The organism is Bacillus cereus group sp. BfR-BA-01330, assembly GCF_022663885.1.
In the GTDB taxonomy this organism is placed as follows: Bacteria; Bacillota; Bacilli; order Bacillales; family Bacillaceae_G; genus Bacillus_A; species Bacillus_A cereus.
Window position 1 is genome coordinate 467,270 of record NZ_JAKUGK010000002.1, and the last position, 18,986, is coordinate 486,255.

The following is an 18,986-nucleotide window of genomic DNA, read 5'->3' on the forward strand; positions in this document are numbered from 1 at the left end:
ATTCAGTCCTGTGAGACCGGAAAGGGTGGCTTCTTTCTTGCACCCTAGTCTCACACGATTAGGGTATTTTTATGCAAAGGTTGTTATAAAAATTCAAAAGTGGTAACATAAAAATCAGAAAGATGAGGGATGACGATGAGCCATTTGTTAACGATGAGTGAATTATCGGAAGTAGAAATTTCAGAAATCCTAAAAGATGCAGAAGATTTTGCGAATGGAAAAGAGAGCAAAACGACAGAGCAAACTTTTGTTGCGAACTTGTTCTTTGAGAATAGTACGAGAACGAGATTTAGCTTTGAAGTTGCTGAGAAGAGATTAGGACTTGATGTTTTAAACTTTTCAGCTGATGCATCTAGCGTACAAAAAGGAGAAACTCTATACGATACGATAAGAACACTAGAATCAATCGGAACAAAAGCAGTGGTCATCCGCCACGAGCAAGATCGCTACTTCGATGAACTAAAAGATCAGGTGAATATTCCAATCTTAAATGCTGGAGATGGATGCGGAAACCACCCAACACAGTGCCTACTGGACCTTCTTACAATTAAACAAGAGTTTGGAAGATTTGAAGGTTTGAAGATTGCAATAGTAGGAGATGTTCGTCATAGCCGAGTAGCACGTTCTAATGCAGAAGCATTAACGAAGCTTGGTGCAACAATTTACTTTGCAAGTCCAGAAGAGTGGAAAGATGAAGACAACACATTTGGAACATACAAACCATTAGATGAACTTGTTCCAGAAGTTGATGTAATGATGTTACTCCGTGTACAACATGAGCGTCATGATCATTATGAAACAGACATTATGAAAGAATATCATGAGAAACACGGATTAACAGTAGAAAGAGAAAAGCGTATGAAAGAAGGAAGCATTATTATGCATCCAGCTCCTGTAAACCGTGATGTTGAAATTGCAAGTGAACTTGTTGAGTGTGAGCGTTCACGTATATTTAAACAAATGGAAAATGGAGTTTACGTAAGAATGGCTGTACTAAAACGCGCCTTACCAAATGTATTAGGAGGAATGAAACATGAATTATTTGTTTAAAAATGGTCGTTATATGAATGAAGAAGGAAAAATCGTAGCAACGGATCTTCTCGTACAAGACGGTAAAATCGCTAAGGTAGCAGAAAATATTACGGCAGATAATGCTGAAGTAATCGATGTGAACGGAAAGTTAATCGCACCTGGATTAGTAGATGTACACGTACATCTTCGTGAACCAGGTGGTGAACATAAAGAAACAATTGAAACAGGTACACTAGCAGCGGCAAAAGGTGGATTCACTACAATTTGCGCAATGCCAAATACACGCCCGGTACCAGATTGCAGAGAACATATGGAAGACTTGCAAAAACGTATTGAAGAAAAAGCTCATGTTAACGTACTACCATACGGAGCAATTACAGTACGTCAAGCTGGTTCTGAAATGACAGATTTCGAAACATTAAAAGAACTTGGAGCATTTGCTTTCACAGATGACGGCGTAGGCGTACAAGATGCGAGCATGATGTTAGCGGCTATGAAACGTGCAGCAAAATTAGATATGGCAGTAGTTGCGCACTGTGAAGAGAATACGCTTATTAATAAAGGTTGTGTACATGAAGGGAAGTTTTCTGAGAAACACGGATTAAACGGTATCCCATCAGTATGTGAATCTGTACATATTGCAAGGGATATACTGCTTGCTGAAGCAGCAGATTGCCACTATCACGTATGTCATGTAAGTACGAAAGGTTCTGTACGTGTAATCCGTGATGCGAAACGCGCTGGAATTAAAGTAACAGCAGAAGTAACACCGCATCACCTAGTGTTATGTGAAGATGATATCCCATCAGCTGATCCTAACTTTAAAATGAACCCACCGCTTCGTGGAAAAGAAGACCATGCAGCATTAATTGAAGGTTTATTAGATGGAACGATCGATATGATCGCAACTGACCATGCACCGCATACAGCGGAAGAGAAAGCACAAGGAATTGAAAGAGCACCGTTTGGAATTACTGGTTTTGAAACAGCATTCCCGCTTCTATACACAAACCTTGTGAAAAAGGGAGTTATTACGCTAGAACAGTTAATTCAATTCTTAACAGAAAAGCCAGCTGATACATTCGGCTTAGAAGCAGGTCGCCTAAAAGAAGGTAGAGCAGCTGATATTACAATCATTGATTTAGAACAAGAAGAAGAGATTGACCCAACAACATTCTTATCAAAAGGAAAAAATACACCATTCGCAGGTTGGAAATGCCAAGGATGGCCGGTAATGACAATCGTTGGTGGTAAGATCGCATGGCAAAAGGAGAGTGCATTAGTATGAAAAGACAACTTATCTTAGAAGATGGAACAGTATTAATTGGAACAGGTTTCGGAGGCGAAATCGAAAAGTCAGGTGAGGTTGTATTTACAACAGGAATGACTGGATATCAAGAAACATTATCTGATCCATCATATTGCGGTCAAATCGTAACATTCACGTACCCATTAATCGGAAACTACGGCATTAACCGTGACGATTTTGAATCCATTCACCCATCTGTAAATGGTTTAATCGTAAACGAAATTTGTGATCACCCATCAAACTTCCGTAATGAAATTTCGTTAAATGATTACTTGAAAGAAAGAAATATCCCAGGATTAGCAGGGATTGATACGAGAAAATTAACGAGAAAAATTCGTCAATACGGTACATTACGTGGACGCCTTTGTAACATGGATGCAGATGTAGAGTACATTGTAAGCCAATTAAAAGCGACAGTATTTACAGATCATGTAAAACGCGTATCAACGAAAGATCCATACCCAAGCCCAGGTCGTGGTCACCGAGTTGTACTAGTAGACTTCGGTATGAAACATGGTATTTTACGAGAATTAAATAAGCGTGACTGTGATGTAATTGTAGTTCCTTACAACACAACAGCGGAAGAAATTTTACGCCTTAGCCCAGATGGAATTATGTTAAGTAATGGACCTGGAGATCCGAAAGATGTACCAGAAGCAATTGAAATGTTAAAAGACATTATCGGTAAAGTTCCTTTATTCGGAATTTGCCTAGGACATCAATTGTTCGCTCTAGCATCAGGTGCAAATACAAGTAAGTTGAAATTTGGTCACCGTGGTTTAAACCATCCAGTAAAAAATCTTGCAACTGGAAAAGTAGCAATTACATCTCAAAACCACGGATACGCAGTAGAAGAAGAATCAGTTGAAAATACAGATCTTGAAATTACACATGTTGCTTTAAACGATGGAACGGTAGAAGGTCTTCGTCATAAGAAGTTCCCGGCATTTACAGTACAATACCATCCAGAAGCTTCAGCGGGACCAGAAGATGCAAATGATTTATTCGAAGATTTCTTAACAATGATTGAAAACTTCAAGAAAGAAGGGGAAGAGTTATGCCAAAACGCCTAGACATTAACACAATTTTAGTAATCGGATCAGGACCAATTGTAATTGGGCAAGCAGCGGAGTTTGACTACTCTGGTACACAAGCTTGTCAATCTCTTAAAGAGGAAGGTTACAAAGTAATCCTTGTTAACTCTAACCCAGCAACAATTATGACGGATACTGCAACAGCAGATAAAGTATACATCGAGCCATTAACATTAGAATTCGTAAGCCGTATTATTCGTAAAGAACGTCCTGATGCAATCCTACCAACATTAGGTGGTCAAACAGGTTTAAACATGGCTGTTGAACTTGCAAAATCAGGCGTACTTGACGAGTGTGGAGTTGAAATTTTAGGAACAAAATTATCAGCAATCGAGCAAGCGGAAGATCGTGATTTATTCCGTACATTAATGCAAGATTTAAATGAACCAACACCACCAAGTGAAATTATTCATAACCTTGATGAAGCATATGGATTTGTAAACGAAATTGGTTACCCAGTAATCGTTCGACCAGCGTTCACATTAGGAGGAACGGGCGGCGGAATTTGTCATAACGAAGAAGAGCTAATTGAAATCGTAACAAGTGGTTTAAAACATAGCCCAGTAACACAATGTTTATTAGAGAAAAGTATTGCTGGCTGTAAAGAAATTGAATACGAAGTAATGCGTGATTCAAATGATAACGCGATTGTAGTGTGTAACATGGAAAATATCGATCCAGTTGGTGTTCATACAGGTGATTCAATCGTTGTAGCACCGAGCCAAACGCTAAGCGACCGTGAATACCAAATGTTACGTAACACGTCATTACGAATTATTCGTGCACTAGGAATTGAAGGTGGATGTAACGTTCAGCTTGCACTAGATCCATATAGCTTCCAATACTATGTAATCGAAGTAAATCCACGTGTAAGTCGTTCATCTGCACTAGCATCTAAAGCAACTGGATATCCAATTGCGAAATTAGCAGCAAAAATTGCAGTCGGCTTAACGTTAGATGAAATCGTAAACCCAGTAACACAAAAAACTTACGCTTGCTTCGAGCCAGCGTTAGACTATGTTGTTTCAAAAATTCCACGTTGGCCGTTTGATAAGTTTGAATCAGCGAACAGAACGCTTGGAACACAAATGAAAGCAACTGGTGAAGTTATGTCAATCGGACGTAACTTAGAAGAATCATTACTAAAAGCAGTTCGTTCTTTAGAGCTTGGCATTTATCACTTAGAATTAGACCACTTAAAAGAACTTGATAAAGAAACGATGAAAAAACGTATCATTAAAGCGGATGATGAACGACTGTTTATTGTAGCAGAAGCAATTCGCCAAGGTGTAACGAAAGAAGAAATCAATGAATGGTGTGAAATGGACTTCTTCTTCTTACAAAAAGTTGAAAACATCGTAAATATGGAACGTGAAGTAAAAGCGAATGTAGGAAATATGGAAGTACTACAAACTGCAAAAGAAATGGGCTTCAGCGATCACTACATTGCAGCAGCTTGGAACAAAACGGAGCGCGAAATTTACGATATGCGTAAAGAAAATAATATGATGCCAGTATTCAAAATGGTAGATACTTGTGCGGCAGAGTTTGAATCTGCAACGCCATATTACTACAGCACATATGCGGACGAAAATGAATCGATTGTAACAGATCGTAAGAGTGTAGTAGTTCTAGGATCTGGTCCGATCCGTATTGGTCAAGGTGTTGAGTTTGATTACGCAACAGTTCACTCAGTATGGGCAATTAAAGAAGCTGGATATGAAGCAATTATCATTAACAACAACCCAGAAACAGTTTCAACAGACTTCAGTATTTCTGACAAATTATACTTTGAACCATTAACGATTGAAGATGTAATGCATATTATCGATTTAGAAAAACCAGAAGGTGTTATCGTTCAGTTCGGTGGACAAACGGCAATTAACTTAGCAGCGAAACTAGAAGAACACGGTGTGAAAATTTTAGGAACATCACTTGAAGACTTAGACCGTGCAGAAGATCGTGATAAATTTGAAGCTGCTTTAACAAAACTTGGCATCCCGCAACCAGTTGGTAAAACAGCAACGACTGTAGAACAAGCGGTAGCAATCGCAGAAGAAATTGGTTACCCAGTATTAGTAAGACCATCTTACGTACTAGGTGGACGTGCGATGGAAATCGTATATCGTCAAGAAGAACTACTGCACTACATGAAAAATGCAGTTAAAGTTCATGCAGATCACCCAGTATTAATCGACCGTTACATGGTTGGTAAAGAAATTGAAGTAGATGCAATTTCCGATGGTGAGAATGTATTCATTCCAGGTATTATGGAACATATTGAACGCGCTGGAGTTCACTCTGGTGACTCAATTGGAGTATATCCACCACAAAGTTTATCTGAAAAACTAAAAGAACAAATCATTGAACATACAATTGCACTTGGAAAAGGATTAAACATTGTTGGATTACTAAATATCCAGTTTGTAGTATTCAAAGATCAAGTGTACGTAATTGAAGTAAATCCACGTGCAAGCCGTACAGTACCGTTCTTAAGTAAAATTACAGGCGTACCGATGGCGAATGTTGCAACGAAAGTTATTTTAGGGCAAGACCTAGTAGAGCAAGGATACGGAACTGGCTATCACCCAGAAGAGAAAGAAGTATATGTAAAAGCTCCGGTATTCTCATTCGCGAAACTACGCTCAGTTGATACAACATTAGGACCTGAAATGAAATCAACAGGGGAAGTAATGGGTAAAGACTTAACGCTTGAAAAAGCATTATATAAAGGATTAGTTGCTTCTGGAATTAACATCCCAACGCACGGCTCAGTAATCATTACTGTAGCGGATAAAGATAAAGAAGAGGCGATGGAAATTGCAAAACGTTTCCACGAAATCGGCTATAACTTATTAGCAACAGCTGGAACAGCACAATCATTAGAAGAGCAAAATATCCCAGTACAAGTTGTAAACAAAATTGATTCTGAAGACTACAACTTACTAGATATTATCCGTCAAGGAAAAGCACAGTTTGTAATTAACACATTAACAAAAGGTAAACAACCAGCGCGTGATGGTTTCCGCATTCGCCGTGAATCAGTAGAAAATGGTGTGGCTTGCTTAACATCACTTGATACAACAAGAGCAATCTTACGAGTATTAGAATCTATGACATTCTCAGCTCATTCAATGAAAGAAATTACGCAAACAAAGCGTCACGAGGTGGTACATGCATGATGCAAAAGCAAAATATGATCGTCGTTAACCAAAAAGAAATCGCAAAAAATATTTACGAATTAGTGCTTCAAGGAACGTTAGTACAGCAAATGAACGAACCAGGGCAGTTTGTACACATTAAGGTAGCAGAGGGCATTGCGCCCCTTCTGCGCCGCCCAATTAGTATTTGTAATGTAGATCGAGAGAAGAACGAATTTACAATGCTATATCGTGCCGAAGGACAAGGGACAAAAACATTAGCAACTAGAAAACAAGGTGAAATGGTAGATGTACTAGGACCATTAGGACACGGTTTTCCTGTAGAAGAAGCAGAAGCTGGTCAAACAGCTTTACTAGTAGGTGGGGGAATTGGTGTACCACCACTTTATGAATTATCACAGCGCCTGGTTGCAAAAGGTGTACGTGTTATTCACATCTTAGGCTTTCAAACGAAAGATGTAGTTTTCTATGAAGAAAAATTTGCAGAACTTGGTGATACGTACGTTGCGACAGTAGACGGTACACACGGTACAAAAGGATTTGTCACAGATGTAATTGATAATTACGGAATTGACTTTGATATTCTTTATTCATGTGGTCCGCTAGCGATGCTTCGTGCATTAGAAGGACGTTACAAAGAGAAAAAAGCCTATATTTCATTAGAAGAACGTATGGGCTGTGGTATTGGAGCTTGTTTCGCATGTGTATGCCACTTACAAGAAGATCCAAGTGGACATTCTTACAAGAAGGTGTGTAGCGACGGACCAGTATTTCCAATCGGGGAGGTTGTACTATGAACAGATTGCAAGTTGAATTACCAGGATTATCATTAAAAAATCCAATTATACCGGCATCTGGATGCTTTGGGTTTGGTCGTGAATATGCACAGTTTTACGATTTAAGTGTACTAGGATCAATCATGATTAAAGCGACGACAGAACAACCACGTTATGGAAATCCAACGCCTCGTGTTGCTGAAACACCAGGCGGCATGCTAAATGCAATCGGACTTCAAAACCCGGGATTAGACAAAGTAATGAATTCGGAATTACCATGGTTAGAACAATTTGACCTTCCAATTATTGCAAACGTTGCAGGCTCACAAGCTGAGGATTACGTAGCGGTTGCGAAGGAAATTTCTAAAGCGCCTAATGTCCATGCACTAGAATTAAACATTTCTTGTCCGAACGTAAAAACAGGTGGTATCGCCTTTGGTACAAATCCTGAAATTGCTGCTGATTTAACGAAGCGAGTAAAAGAGGTTTCTGAAGTACCTGTATACGTGAAATTGTCACCGAACGTGGCAAACATAGTAGAAATTGCAAAAGCGATTGAAAATGCAGGTGCAGATGGTTTAACGATGATTAATACATTGCTTGGTATGCGTCTAGATTTAAAAACAGCTAAACCAATTTTAGCAAACCGTACAGGCGGATTATCAGGTCCTGCGATTAAGCCAGTAGCAATTCGCATGGTACATGAAGTAAGCCAAGCGGTTAACATTCCAATTATCGGAATGGGTGGTATTGAAACAGCTGAAGATGTAATTGAATTCTTCTATGCTGGCGCAAGCGCAGTTGCAGTAGGTACAGCGAACTTTATCGATCCGTTCGTATGTCCGACAATTATTGAAGAGTTACCAGCATTATTAGATGAATTAGGGTTTGATCACATTTCGGAATGTCAAGGAAGGAGCTGGAAGCAAACATGTCACAGTCGTTAATCGTTGCACTAGATTTTCCAGGGAAACAAGAAGTAGAACAATTCTTACACCACTTTGAAGGGGAAGAGTTATTTGTCAAAGTAGGTATGGAGTTATTTTACAAAGAAGGCCCTGCGATTATTACGTACTTAAAAGAAAAGGGACATAAGATCTTCTTAGATTTAAAACTTCATGATATTCCGAATACAGTAAAAAGCGCTATGCGTAGCCTAGCTAGTCTAGATGTTGATATGGTAAATGTTCATGCTGCTGGGGGAAGCAGCATGATGAAAGCTGCGATTGAGGGATTAGAGGAAGGTAAGCAAGAAGGAAAAGAGAGACCGATTTGTATTGCAGTTACACAACTAACAAGCACTTCGGAAGCTATGATGAAAAAAGAGATCGGCATTGAGAAAACGTTAGAAGAAGCGGTTGCTCATTATGCAAAATTAACGAAAGAAAGTGGACTTGATGGCGTTGTTTGTTCAACACTTGAAGTTCCAAAATTACGTGAAGTATGCGGAAATGAATTTGTAACAGTAACACCGGGGATTCGTCTTGCAAGCGATGATGTAAATGACCAAGTGCGCGTAGCAACACCGAAACGTGCGAGGGAACTTGGCTCAAGCTACATCGTAGTTGGACGTAGTATTACAAAAGCAGAAAATCCGCTTGAAGCGTATAAAACAGTAAAACAACAGTGGGAAGGTGTAACAGTATGAAAAAAGAAATCGCATCGCATTTATTAGAAATTGGAGCAGTATTTTTACAACCGAATGATCCATTCACTTGGTCTTCAGGTATGAAATCACCAATTTATTGTGATAACCGTTTAACTTTATCTTATCCAAAAGTACGTCAAGCGATTGCAGCTGGATTAGAAGAGTTAATTAAAGAGCACTTCCCAACTGTAGAAATTATTGCAGGAACAGCAACTGCTGGTATTGCGCACGCTGCATGGGTAAGCGATCGTATGGATTTACCAATGTGCTACGTACGTAGTAAAGCAAAAGGTCACGGTAAAGGGAACCAAATCGAAGGGAAAGCTGAAAAAGGTCAAAAAGTCGTAGTAGTAGAAGACTTAATTTCAACTGGCGGTAGTGCAATTACATGTGTAGAAGCACTTCGCGAAGCTGGATGTGAAGTATTAGGAATCGTATCAATCTTCACATATGAGTTAGAAGCAGGAAAAGAAAAACTAGAAGCAGCTAACGTAGCATCATACTCTTTAAGCGACTACAGTGCATTAACTGAAGTAGCAGCAGAAAAAGGTATGATCGGACAAGCTGAAACGAAAAAATTACAAGAGTGGCGTAAAAATCCAGCTAACGAAGCTTGGATCACAGCGTAACACGAAAAAAACGACTGCGGGGGAACGCGGTCGTTTTTTTATATCATTGTTATAATTTCATGTAACGAACAGATAGTAGGAATATCGTACTTGAGTTGTGAGTTATCCCGATTCAACCATATCCCTTGCATCCCAGCTGCTGTACTACTAATCGCATCAGTCTCTAATCGATCGCCAATATAATAGCAGTCTTTCATTTCAAGATTCGATTGTAATACACTACTGTGAAAAATTTCAGGATCTGGTTTCGATATCCCAAGTTCACTAGAAGTAAATATATATTTGAAATATTGTAGAATGTTTAGAGTAGTTAACTTTTCGACTTGTTGCTCATATTCACCATTACTAATGATACCTAATGAGTACCCTTTTTCCTGCAAGGTCTGTAATGTATAGTTTACATCTTCAAACGCGGTCCAGTTGTTCTTATATAGTTCTATATATTGATTGAATTTATGCTGAGATTCCTCGGGGGATAAGTTTACTCCATATGCTTTAAATAAATGATACATTCGCATCCTTTGTTGTTCCTGAAAAGATAATTCTTTGGACAAAAATTTGTTGAAATATTCTTCTGATAATTCATGCCAGACTTTCGTGGCCTCTAATTCATTGCCTGAAAAAATAGTATTATATATTTGAAAAAAATCTATAATACCATTTCTTTCAGCAGCCTCATATTCAAGTAAAGTTCCATCAATATCAAAGAAAATCATATTACAATCTCCTTAACTACTTAGTGCTTTCTGCAAGCTTATATCCTTTTACAAACAATAGAGTCACATAAGAAACAATAAATGAGAAAATGCTATACATGCCGACCCAAAAGAAAAATTTTGGAGTAAAGGCGATAACACCTATTATTAAAAAACTAGCAAACGTTACAATCGGCATTACGTAATACGTTTTCGTCTTGCGCGTTCCAATAACAGAAACGATAAAGATAAGTAACGGACAAATTAATAAGACGAAAATCAATTCATTCATAGTTATGTCCCCTTTTCTAATTGCAGTAATCTGTTTCTCGTAAACGTTTTGAAAAAATTACTCTCCTAATATAATTTCGCTAAGGGATAACGAATCCCTGTTGAAAACCAGTAATTCATGATGAATTTTACAAGAAAAAACGTAAGCAAGAGAACACTTGCTTACGTTATAAAATAAACATCGCAAAGATAGTGGTGACAATTAAACCGATAACAACCGGTAAAAAGTTTCGGCGTGCCAGTTCAAATGGATCTACCTTGCAAATTGCAGCAGCAGGAATAAGCGCCCAAGGAATTAACGTCCCGCCCCCGGTCCATATAGCCGCAATTTGTCCGAGTGCTGTTAATGTAGCTGTTCCATGACCTAAAGCTGTTCCGAAAAGGTTTGCAATGGAACCAGCAAGCGATATACCGGAAAAACCAGATCCATCTAAGCCTGTTATGACACCAACGATAGTTAATGTTCCCGCTGATACGTATTGGTTTAAAGGAACAGTTTGAGATAAAGCGATGCCTAAGTCGTTAATGATTCCGTGTGAACCTTTCGGTAAATAGTCTCCGATAATTTTCACAAAGCCACTATCTCCTAAATAAAAGAGTGCAGCGATAGGAATAACTGGTCCGAAAATTTTAAAGCCAAATTGGAGCCCTTCTATGAAATAATCGGTCGTTTTATTCAGTCCATTACCTTTGTAGGCGATGAGAGAAATGATGATAATCATAATAACAGTCGTTCCGCCGATAAGTGCAGTTGCGTCGCTTCCTTGTAGTTTAAATTGAATCATGCAAAGGATATCAATGATATATATGATAGGAATACATATAGCGAGCCATTTTTTTATGCGAGGAGATAATGAAGAGAGCGTTTTAGAAGAATCAGTTGATGGCATAGATTCTTGTATAGATAAGCCTGTATGAAACTCTTTTCGTAAGAAGAAAAAAGCGACGGAAGTTGTCACAATGCCCATAACGATAACGAGTGGAACACTTGCAGATACGACGCTGGAAACAGGGAGACCAGCCGCGTCTGCAGTTAATTTCGGTGCACCTTGAATAACGAAGTCGCCAGATAAGGCGATGCCGTGCCCAAATAAGTTCATAGCAATTGCAACCCCAATTGGAGGAAGGCCGACACGTACAGCAACCGGTAATAAAATAGCTCCCATTAAGGCGACAGCTGGAGAAGGCCAAAAGAAGAAAGAAATGGTCATCATTAAAAGGCCGATAATCCAGTAGGCGAGTGTAGGTGTACGAATCATTTTTGTAAATGGTGAAATCATCGTATCATTTATGCCAGTATGAACGAGTAAATTGCTCATTGATACGATAATGGAGATGATTAATATAGTTGGTAATAGCTCAGTAATGGCGTAAATGAAACTTTGAAAAATCCCGCTAATGGCAAGAGGGATAGAACTTGTTGCAGTTAATGCTAATAAAAAGATAAAAACGATACAAATGATAGTCGTATCTTTCCGGAGAATAAAAAAGGTAATAATAGTGAGTAAACAAATAATGTAGAGAGCGTGTAATAGCGTTAATTCAACTCCCATAACATTCACATCCTTTAGGCATTCGTGTAGTTTATTGTATGAAAGCAGTGAAAGTATGTGAGTATAGGAAAAAGAAAAAAGTAAAATTTCATGTACTGTAATGATGAGAACGATAAATGGATGTTACAATACAGTTAATCCTAAAAAATGAATAAAAGAAAGTGCCACCTTATCTGGTGGCACTTTCTTATTTTACTGCATGAGCTTTTTGCATCTTCCTAATTAAGCGAATTTGTCCGCGATGATTGATTTCATCTTCAAATACGTGAAACCATTTAAAGTAGTTGTTAGCTGGTTTGTCATACCAAAAGTCTGTCGTTTTAAATAGCCATTCATCAGGTAAAGATTGAAATGTTTCAATTGTTTTAGAGCGTACTTCTTGTAATGTATTAATGTAAAATTCTAAAGAGTTTCCTTTTATTTTTTCTCGTCCAAGATTCCCTAACTCAATAGCTGGCAACCAATGTTCTAATTCAGCTTCCGTCGGTTCACGATCCTCAAAGGTATGGATTTGGTAGTAAAATTCAATAGCAGCCATGTGATATAACAGCATGCCAATTGAATTGGCTTCTTTATCATATAAATAATCAAGTTCTTCAATTGTTAAACTTTCCACTGCTTGCATTGTTGTATAACGAGCGTAATTCATCATGGAAACAAGTTTTGAAAACTCAACTTGTAAACCATCTATTTTATCAATTACAAAATTCAATTTAAATTCCCCCTCTTTAAATGAACACTCCAGAGAAGGAATTCTATGTGTAGAAAAAAACTCCTTTTAAAAAGGCCATGATTTTAACAAGGGATTACAATTAGTTCTCTATTTGATTTTGTAATAACTTCATATCCGTCTTTTGTAATGACGATATCATCTTCAATTCTACAACCACCCCAGTTCGGTATGTAAATGCCCGGCTCAACTGTAACAACCATACCTTCTTGTAAAGTTACCTTACTTTCTTGGGATAGGCGAAGCGGTTCATGTATTTCTAACCCAAGACCGTGCCCAGTAGAGTGGCCAAAGTATTGACCGTATCCATGTTCTGTAATGTAATCCCTCGTTACATCATCGATACTTTTCGCAGTTTCTCCAGGCTTAATCGCTTCAGTCCCACGTTTTAACGCTTCTCGTACAACATTGTATATTTTTTTGAATTCTTCCGATGGTTCCCCTATTGCTACGGTACGTGTTATATCGGAACAATATCCGTCGTAAAGTGCACCAAAGTCTAATGTAACGATGTCGCCTCGTTCAATTATTTTATTTGATGCAACTCCATGTGGAAGAGAAGAACGAACACCAGAAGCTACAATAATTTGAAATGATGAAGATGTAGCACCTTTTTTTCGCATGAAAAATTCTAATTCATCTCGTACAGCATTTTCACTTATTCCTGGTTTTAGAAACGTAAGGATATGATGAAATGCTTCGTCCGCGATATTAGCTGCAATTTTCATTGTTTCTATTTCAGGCGTGTCTTTAATGATACGAATATTTTCGATAATTTCGCACACTTGAATCATTTCCGCCTGTACGTATTTTTGCAAGTTTTTATATTGTTGCAATGTCATGTTGTTTTCTTCAATTCCAAGTTTTTGAATGTTTAATTTCGATACTTGATGTGCAATTTCTTTTTCTAAATTTCCTTTATGCATAATAATTTCAGCATCTTTTATTTGTGATTTCGCTTGATCTACATAGCGGAAATCAGTGATGAAAACAGCTTGATCGGCAGAGATTAAGACGACGCCAGCACTACCTGTAAAGCCTGTTGCATATTGGCGGTTTTCTTTTTTTGTAATAAGTAACCCGTCAATTTTATAGTTTTGTAGTTGATTTTGGATTTTATTAATTTTTAAAGTCATGTTAATTCCTCCTATTCATAGTATTGAATAAAGCAAATAGCGTGCCAAAATGTATATTTGAAGAAAGGATAGTAGGGACAACATATATTTTAGGGGAGATAAAAAAATAGCCCGTAATTTGTGGGAGACGGTTTGTTCATAAAATCTAGATTGCTTCAATGAATAGCAGGGGGATGGGGGAAAATGATTGGAGTTACACTTGTACTTTATTTACATGCTGTAAAAAAATTTATACAAATGTGAAATGATACTGTCAATTTTTTTGACAATATTGAATGGATATAGCAACGAAATTGAAAACATATAAAAAATGCGCTGCATACAAGCAACGCATTTTTTTATTTACGCTTTTAATTTCATTACAATATCAGCATCTGGTGTTACATATACGGTTTGCTGATTGTCGTACGTAACAAAACCAAGTTTTGCACCACTCGGTTTTTTGACATGGCGTATTTTGGTGAAATCAACAGGTACAGAGCTAGACTCTTTCGCTTTACTGTAATAGGCAGCAATTTTGGCAGCTTCTAGTAAAGTTTCTTCAGCAGGCTCTAAAGAACGAATGACAACGTGAGAGCCAGGTATGTCTTTCGTATGTAACCAAATTTCATCACGGCGGGCAAACTTCGTTGTTAAATAATCATTTTGTTTATTGTTTTTACCAACGAAAATCTCTGTGCCATCACTTGCTACATATTTATCTAATACTGGTTTAGTAGGCTTTTTCTTTGCGTTTTTCGTTTTGCGATTGCGCACATAACCTTCTTCAGCTAATTCCTCACGAATTTCTTCAATATCTTTTGAAGAAGCAGCTTCCATTTGTTGAAGTAAGCTATCAAAATAAAGAATTTCTTCATTTGTTTTTTCGATTTGTTCTTCTACAACAGCAACCGAATTTTTTGCTTTTTGATACTTTTGGAAATAGCGTTGTGCATTTTCAGATGGTGTTTTTAAAGGATCTAATGTGATTTTTACAGTTCCACCATCCTCATCGTAATAATTAACGACCTCAATATCTTTATCGCCCTTTTTTAAAGCGTACATATTGGCTGTAAGTAGCTCTCCAAATAGTTGATATTTATCTGCTTTTCCAGCATCTTGCAGTGTTTTTTCGAGTTTAATGAGTTTTTTCTCGTTTTTATTTTTTTCGTTTTGCATAAAGCGTTCTAAATCATGAGCTTGTTGTTTTACACGATCACGTTCTGCTTTGCCAAAGAAGAAACGATCTAACAATTCGCTCACTGATGAGAATGTTTTTTCTTCTCCTTGCAAGTGTGTAAGAGGGAAAAGATAAAAGAATTCTTTTCCATTTGCAGTAATCATTGTAGGTGTATATGCATGAGATAGTAATGGTGTTTGTATAGAGAAAAATGCTTCTGATAATGCTTTCTCGTTTACCATACCGGCTTTCTTTACTACTTCTTTTGCAAATAATGGGGATATTCCCATGAAAGCACCAACGAGTTGTTTATCCATATTTCCAGATAGAAAGTCTAGCGGTCTAATAAAATCATCTGCGGTTTCAATTTGCAGAGGATTGATTTTATGTTGGACTGGTGGCGCGACGTACTCAGCACCAGCATATACAGTTCGGTGACGGTTTACGGCTAATGAAACGTGTTTTAAGCTATCTAAAATCACGTTTGTTTTCGTATCTAATAAGATAATGTTACTATGTCGTCCCATTATTTCAATTACTAATGTTTTTAATGATTCGTCTCCGATTTCATTGCGACTGCGAACTGTAATTTGAATAATGCGTTCTAAGTCGATTTGTTCAATTTTTTCAATAAATCCACCTTCTAAATGTTTGCGAAGAAGCATACAGAACATCGGCGGTATTGCTGGCGAATCGTAGTTTTGATTCGTTAAGTGCATACGCGCATATGTAGGATGAGATGAAAGAATTAGTTTTTGGTTCTTTCCATTCGCTCGAATATGTAATAAAATCTCGTATTTTGAAGGTTGATATATTTTGGAAATTCTTCCTGTGTAAAGAGAATTTTCAATTTCATGTGTAATCGCTCTTGTAAATAATCCATCGAATGCCATAAATGAACACTCCTTTCTAACTAAATGTTAATTATAGCATTTTTTTGGACGAGGCTGAATAAGCTTTCAATAGAGTATGTCTGGAATCAGGAGGTCGATAGCAGGATGAACTGGTATGGAATGCGAGCACATGAAGTGGAAGAAAGAACGAATACGAATGTAAAGGTTGGACTTACAGAGAAAGAAGCAGAAGGGCGAGTAAAGAAATTTGGTACTAATGAATTAGAAGAAGCAAAAAGGCCTTCTGCACTAATGGTATTTTTAGCACAGTTTAAAGATTTCATGGTACTCGTTTTGTTTGGAGCAACAATTGTTTCTGCGTTTTTAGGTGAATACATTGATTCTATTGCTATTGTTGCCATTGTTATTATCAATGGTATTCTCGGCTTTTTTCAAGAAAGAAAAGCTGAAAAATCATTGGAAGCTTTAAAGGAACTAGCCGCCCCGCAAGTTACTGTAATGCGGAATGGAAAGTGGGTAAAAGCACCATCTAAAGCACTTGTTTTAGGTGATATTATTAAGTTTTCCAGTGGTGATCGTATTGGGGCTGATGTGCGTCTTGTTGAGGCATCAAGTTTATATATTGAAGAGTCTGCTTTGACAGGGGAGTCCGTACCTGTACAAAAGAAGGTAGAAGCATTGCAAGGGCAAGATGTTGCAATTGGTGATCAAAAAAATATGGCTTTTATGGGGACAATGATTACGCGAGGATCTGGTACAGGAGTCGTTGTAGCAACTGGTATGAATACAGCGATGGGGCAAATTGCAAATATGTTGCAAAATGCAGAGCAAATGGAAACGCCACTGCAAAGAAGGTTAGAACAGCTCGGAAAAATATTAATTATTGTAGCTCTTATTTTGACAGCGCTCGTTGTATTGGCTGGTGTGTATCAAGGGAATGAAGTATATCATATGTTTTTAGCTGGGGTATCGCTAGCTGTTGCGGCTATTCCAGAAGGATTGCCAGCAATTGTTACAGTAGCTTTATCACTTGGTGTACAGCGTATGATAAAAAAGAGAGCAATTGTAAGGAAGTTACCGGCCGTAGAAACGTTAGGCTGCGCTTCTGTTATATGCTCTGATAAAACGGGAACAATGACGCAAAACAAAATGATGGTAACACATATGTGGTCAGGCGGAGAATTGTGGAAAGTGACAGGGCAAGGATATGAACCTAATGGCTCTTTTATGAAAGGTGAAAAAGAAGTGAATCCAGCTAAGACAAAATCACTTTATCAGCTACTTACATTTGGTTCACTATGTAACAATGCAAATATTATGCAAAAGAAAAAGGCGTACGTATTAGATGGAGATCCAACAGAGGGAGCGCTTGTAGCTGCAGCAATGAAAGCTGGGATAACACGTGAGGCATTGAAAGGGAAATTTGAAATTATTCGTGAATTTCCATTTGATTCAACTCGAAAAATGATGAGTGTTATTGTACGAGATCGAGAGGGGAAAAAGTTTATTGTTACGAAAGGAGCACCGGATGTTCTTTTGCAAATGAGCCAAACAATCTTATGGGGGGATAAGCAGCAGCCGTTAAGTGAGCTATATAGAAAAGAAGTACAGGCGGCTATTCATAGCTTAGGTAGTCAAGCGCTTCGAACAATTGCAGTTGCGTTTAAACCTTTAAAAGTCACGGATTCTATTGAACATGAAAGAGACGTTGAAAAAGATTTTATGTTGGTTGGGATACAAGGTATGATTGACCCGCCAAGGCCAGAAGTCGCGCAGGCGGTAAAAGAGTGTAAAGAAGCTGGTATTCGAACAGTAATGATTACAGGTGATCATAAAGTGACAGCAATGGCGATTGCTGAACAATTAGGAGTTTTACCACCAGATGGACGCGTTGTTGAAGGAGTAGAACTCGCGAATATGGATGTGGAGGAATTAGAAAATGTTGTAGAAGATACGTATGTATTCGCTCGTGTATCACCTGAGCATAAATTGAAAATTGTTAAGGCACTGCAAAATCAAGGACATATAGTAGCGATGACAGGTGATGGAGTGAACGATGCTCCAGCGATAAAAACAGCGGATATTGGGATAGCGATGGGAATTACAGGGACAGATGTTGCGAAAGAAGCCTCTTCACTTGTTTTACTAGACGATAATTTTGCTACAATTAAATCAGCAATTAAAGAAGGAAGAAATATATATGAGAACATACGTAAGTTCATTCGCTACTTATTGGCGTCAAATGTTGGAGAAATTTTAGTTATGTTATTTGCGATGTTACTTGCATTACCACTGCCGATGGTTCCTATTCAAATTTTATGGGTGAACTTAGTTACTGATGGTTTACCAGCGATGGCATTAGGTTTGGATAAGGCTGAAGGAGATGTGATGAAGAGAACACCGCGTCACCCGAAAGAAGGGGTATTCGCTAGAGGGCTTGCGTGGAAAATAATAAGTCGAGGGTTTTTAATTGGAGCAGTGACGTTAGTGGCTTTTATTATTGCATATAACCAACATCCAAATGAACTGAAATATGCACAAACTGTAGCGTTCGCGACGTTGGTACTTGCTCAGCTTATTCATGTATTTGATTGTCGTAGTGAGCATTCTGTCTTTCACCGTAATCCATTTGGGAACGTGTATTTAGTAGGGGCGGTTATTATTTCGTTACTACTCATGCTAGTGGTTATATATTATCCACCGTTACAACCAATTTTTAGCACAATGCCGATACAAGCAAGAGATTGGTTATTAATTGGAGGTTTGTCATCAATTCCGACTTTCTTACTAGTAGGTTCTTTATTAACAGGGAAAAAGGCTAAGAAGAAAAAGCCGATATTATATAAGAAGGGATTAAACTTGAAATAGTCAATGTTATGAAAATGTGATATAATTTACAGAAGGTAGTAGAGCCTTGTC

General features: G+C 37.9%; 15 protein-coding genes. 9 read left to right on the top strand and 6 right to left on the bottom strand.

Annotated elements, in window-relative coordinates; all coding sequences use genetic code 11:
* Positions 1 to 135: 135 nt before the first annotated feature.
* From pyrB to pyrE, 8 genes are read left to right on the top strand one after another with little or no spacing between them, the layout of a single operon-like run.
* Positions 136 to 1,050, top strand: coding sequence for an aspartate carbamoyltransferase (pyrB, locus tag MR112_RS08315; protein WP_000018849.1), 915 nt, complete (start codon positions 136 to 138; stop codon positions 1,048 to 1,050).
* On the top strand, positions 1,034 to 2,320 hold the full coding sequence (gene pyrC / locus MR112_RS08320) for a dihydroorotase (protein WP_001108367.1): 1,287 nt from the start codon (positions 1,034 to 1,036) through the stop codon (positions 2,318 to 2,320). The genes pyrB and pyrC overlap by 17 nt, the downstream gene beginning before the upstream one ends.
* Positions 2,317 to 3,414, top strand: a complete 1,098-nt coding sequence (locus MR112_RS08325; protein WP_000828680.1) for a carbamoyl phosphate synthase small subunit — start codon at positions 2,317 to 2,319, stop codon at positions 3,412 to 3,414. The genes pyrC and MR112_RS08325 overlap by 4 nt, the downstream gene beginning before the upstream one ends.
* Positions 3,399 to 6,617, top strand: a complete 3,219-nt coding sequence (gene carB, locus MR112_RS08330) for a carbamoyl-phosphate synthase large subunit (RefSeq protein WP_001126101.1) — start codon at positions 3,399 to 3,401, stop codon at positions 6,615 to 6,617. Before MR112_RS08325 ends, carB begins: the two co-directional genes overlap by 16 nt.
* Positions 6,614 to 7,393, top strand: coding sequence for a dihydroorotate oxidase B electron transfer subunit (gene pyrK, locus MR112_RS08335; RefSeq protein WP_197201668.1), 780 nt, complete (start codon positions 6,614 to 6,616; stop codon positions 7,391 to 7,393). Before carB ends, pyrK begins: the two co-directional genes overlap by 4 nt.
* Positions 7,390 to 8,319 carry a dihydroorotate oxidase B catalytic subunit gene (gene pyrD, locus MR112_RS08340; RefSeq protein ID WP_001081049.1) on the top strand — a complete coding sequence of 310 codons (930 nt, stop codon included), beginning with the start codon at positions 7,390 to 7,392 and terminating at the stop codon, positions 8,317 to 8,319. The genes pyrK and pyrD overlap by 4 nt, the downstream gene beginning before the upstream one ends.
* Positions 8,304 to 9,020: an orotidine-5'-phosphate decarboxylase gene (pyrF, locus tag MR112_RS08345; protein WP_000083510.1), complete on the top strand. Its 717-nt coding sequence runs from the start codon at positions 8,304 to 8,306 to the stop codon at positions 9,018 to 9,020. The genes pyrD and pyrF overlap by 16 nt, the downstream gene beginning before the upstream one ends.
* The gene (gene pyrE / locus MR112_RS08350) at positions 9,017 to 9,649 is read left to right on the top strand and encodes an orotate phosphoribosyltransferase (RefSeq protein WP_000711440.1); all 633 of its coding nucleotides are present in this window, start codon (positions 9,017 to 9,019) and stop codon (positions 9,647 to 9,649) included. Before pyrF ends, pyrE begins: the two co-directional genes overlap by 4 nt.
* Before the next feature lie 38 nt (positions 9,650 to 9,687).
* On the opposite strand, the gene MR112_RS08355 is transcribed toward pyrE, so the two are convergent.
* The 6 genes from MR112_RS08355 to MR112_RS08380 form a co-directional block, all read right to left on the bottom strand.
* Positions 9,688 to 10,365: an HAD family hydrolase gene (locus MR112_RS08355; RefSeq protein WP_048538890.1), complete on the bottom strand. Its 678-nt coding sequence runs from the start codon at positions 10,363 to 10,365 to the stop codon at positions 9,688 to 9,690.
* A gap of 16 nt (positions 10,366 to 10,381) precedes the next feature.
* Positions 10,382 to 10,636: a YbeF family protein gene (locus MR112_RS08360; protein WP_001003935.1), complete on the bottom strand. Its 255-nt coding sequence runs from the start codon at positions 10,634 to 10,636 to the stop codon at positions 10,382 to 10,384.
* A gap of 166 nt (positions 10,637 to 10,802) precedes the next feature.
* On the bottom strand, positions 10,803 to 12,188 hold the full coding sequence (locus MR112_RS08365; RefSeq protein WP_226368669.1) for a hypothetical protein: 1,386 nt from the start codon (positions 12,186 to 12,188) through the stop codon (positions 10,803 to 10,805).
* 187 nt (positions 12,189 to 12,375) lie between these two features.
* A complete protein-coding gene (locus MR112_RS08370) occupies positions 12,376 to 12,900 on the bottom strand; it encodes a DinB family protein (RefSeq protein WP_001012048.1) in 525 nt (174 codons plus the stop codon).
* A gap of 83 nt (positions 12,901 to 12,983) precedes the next feature.
* A complete protein-coding gene (locus tag MR112_RS08375; RefSeq protein ID WP_226368668.1) occupies positions 12,984 to 14,054 on the bottom strand; it encodes a M24 family metallopeptidase in 1,071 nt (356 codons plus the stop codon).
* A 342-nt stretch (positions 14,055 to 14,396) separates the two neighbouring features.
* Positions 14,397 to 16,106, bottom strand: coding sequence for an Rqc2 family fibronectin-binding protein (locus MR112_RS08380; protein WP_242244881.1), 1,710 nt, complete (start codon positions 16,104 to 16,106; stop codon positions 14,397 to 14,399).
* Between the two features lie 105 nt (positions 16,107 to 16,211).
* On the opposite strand from MR112_RS08380, the gene MR112_RS08385 reads away from it, so the two are divergent.
* A complete protein-coding gene (locus MR112_RS08385) occupies positions 16,212 to 18,935 on the top strand; it encodes a calcium-translocating P-type ATPase, SERCA-type (protein ID WP_226368667.1) in 2,724 nt (907 codons plus the stop codon).
* Positions 18,936 to 18,986 lie beyond the last annotated feature (51 nt).